Raw genomic sequence first — 1,896 nt, forward strand, 5'->3', positions numbered from 1 at the left:
CTCTCGCAATGTCCGCTTCGGGGCTACGATGCGCATAGCATCGCCATGCACACCTTCCGCATCTTCCGCTACGACCCGGACGTTGATGTCAGGCCGAGATTGCAGGTCTTCGAAACCGAGGTCGGGGATGAGGAGCGGATGTTGCTCGAAAGCTGAAAGCCATCGACCCGAGTCTGAGCTTCCGGCGCTCATGTCGCGAAGGCATCTGTGGCTCGGATGCCATGAACATCAACGGCAAAAACGGACTCGCATGTCTGACCAACATGCGCTGACGTTGTTCCCTCAGCGTGCCATGCCGCACGCCTCTCGCGCGGCGGCGCACTCCGGATCCGAGCGCGAAAGGCGACTCGTGCGGTACCTGGACGATCATGGTTTGTCACCCCCGCGTGAGTCGCTCGACGCTCTGCTCAGGCTGATGGTCCTTCCCGACTATTTGCGGGCGGGGACGCGCACTGGATCGATTTCAAGCTGATGGGTGCGCCACCGCAAGCCGGCCAACGTGTTTTCCTTGGGTCTGTACTCACACCCGACCCATCCGTCGAACCCGAGCGCATCGATCACATCGAACAGGTAGTCGTAGTTCAGTTCGCCGAGGTCAGGCTCGTGGCGTTCGGGCACGCCGGCGATCTGCAGGTGGCCGACCCGGCCGGTCGGCAGGTACTGGCGCAGCTTCATCGCGACGTCACCTTCGACGATCTGGCAGTGGTACAAATCCATCTGCACCTTGAGGTTGCGCGCACCTACCGCTTGCACGACGCGGTGAGCTTCGTCCTGCCGGTTCAAGAAGAAGCCGGGAATGTCGCGCCGGTTGATCGGCTCGATCAACACGTCGCGGCCGGCGCTCGCGGCCAGCTCGGCGGCCCAGGCCAAATTGGCCTCGTAGGTCGCCTGGAGCCGCGCACGCTCCAGGCCTTCAGGCGCAAGCCCTGCCATCACATGTACGCGAGGGCACGCCAGCACCTGCGCATACTCGAGCGCCTTGGTAAATCCTCCGCGGAATTCCGCCTCGCGTCCGGGCAGGCAGGCGGTGCCGCGCTCGCCGGCGTCCCAGTCACCTGGCGGGGCATTGAACAAGACCTGCTGCAATCCGTGGGCAACCAGTTGCCGCGCCAGCGTTTCAGCCGGAAATGCGTAGGGAAACAGGTATTCGACCGCTGTGAAGCCGTCCTGTGCGGCCGCCTGGAAACGGTCGAGAAAATCCACCTCGGGATAGAGCATACTGAGATTGGCGGCAAAACGTGGCATGGGTGCACTCCTGAATAAAAGGGGGTGAATCGCTCTTCAGCGCGGAGCGCGGGGCACAGTACGCCACGCCTCGAGATCCTGCTTCCAGAACTTGGCCCGCGCCGGCGTACCGTGGCCGAAGGTGTCAGGGCTGCCAGGGATCAACAGCACACGGCCCTTCTTGACGCGTCGGATTTCGCGCTCCAGAAGGCCAAGCGCCGGCGGATTCCGTTCGTCGTCGTCCGAGTTAATCACCAGCAGCGCGGCCTCGATGTGTTCCAGCCCGCCTGACGGGTTGTAGTGGCGCGACGCTTMCCACTGATAAAGGTGGTCGTTGGCGTCGCCGTGGAACGGCTCCTTCAGCCGCTGGTCGAGCACCGCATCAGCCTTCTCGCGGGTGGGTGCCACCTTGTACAAGCCCTGATCGCCCCCGTTGGTGCCGATAGCGAAGAAGACGGAGGCAAACCGCAGACTGGGGGGCTGCTCGGTGTACTGGCCATTTTTCCAATCCGGATCTTTGCGGATAGCGTCGATGATCAAGCGCCGCATCATCCAGTTTCGACCGGACATCTCGGTGGGCAATGACGCCATCGGTACGGCCGCATCCATGAAGCCAGGGTACTTTTGGGCCCAGATCCAGGTCTGCATGCCGCCCATGGAGTTGCCCAGTAC

Annotated in this window: 2 protein-coding genes and 1 pseudogene; 1 reads left to right on the forward strand and 2 read right to left on the reverse strand. The window is 62.8% G+C overall.

Going from position 1 to position 1,896, the window contains the following annotated elements; genetic code table 11:
* Positions 1–39: 39 nt before the first annotated feature.
* Positions 40–266 (forward strand): annotated as a pseudogene (locus tag AC1DY5_RS53690) (2Fe-2S iron-sulfur cluster-binding protein); the annotation flags it as partial.
* Between the two features lie 163 nt (positions 267–429).
* Here AC1DY5_RS53690 and otnI read toward each other — a convergent pair.
* Both otnI and AC1DY5_RS53700 read right to left on the reverse strand, forming a co-directional pair.
* Positions 430–1,245, reverse strand: coding sequence for a 2-oxo-tetronate isomerase (gene otnI, locus AC1DY5_RS53695; RefSeq protein ID WP_478122365.1), 816 nt, complete (start codon positions 1,243–1,245; stop codon positions 430–432).
* A 36-nt stretch (positions 1,246–1,281) separates the two neighbouring features.
* The coding region (locus tag AC1DY5_RS53700; RefSeq protein WP_478122366.1) for an alpha/beta hydrolase family protein at positions 1,282–1,896 on the reverse strand (615 nt) is incomplete at its 5' end.

This window comes from Variovorax sp. P4_D9, from assembly GCF_056401695.1.